At 44.6% G+C, this 202-nt stretch carries 1 rRNA gene; it reads left to right on the top strand.

From position 1 onward, the window contains the following. Positions 1-132: ribosomal RNA gene (locus OGY15_RS00205) — 23S ribosomal RNA — on the top strand; the annotation flags it as partial. Between the last annotated feature and the right edge of the window lie 70 nt (positions 133-202).

Here is a 202-nt window from a genome sequence, read left to right as displayed (position 1 = left end):
CCGAGATGAGTTCTCCCTGAGACTTTAAGTCTCCTGAAGGAACGTTAAAGACGATGACGTTGATAGGTCGGGTGTGTAAGTGTAGCGATACATTGAGCTAACCGATACTAATGAACCGTGAGGCTTAACCTTACAACGCCGAAGATGTTTTGGCGAAGAGACAGATTTTCAGCCTGATACAGATGACATCGACAGACTAAAA

Source organism: Citrobacter sp. Cu231, from assembly GCF_030332265.1.
In the GTDB taxonomy this organism is placed as follows: domain Bacteria; phylum Pseudomonadota; class Gammaproteobacteria; order Enterobacterales; family Enterobacteriaceae; genus Citrobacter; species Citrobacter meridianamericanus.
The sequence above is the reverse complement of the archived record's forward strand: the minus strand, read 5'-3'. Positions and strand labels throughout refer to the sequence as shown.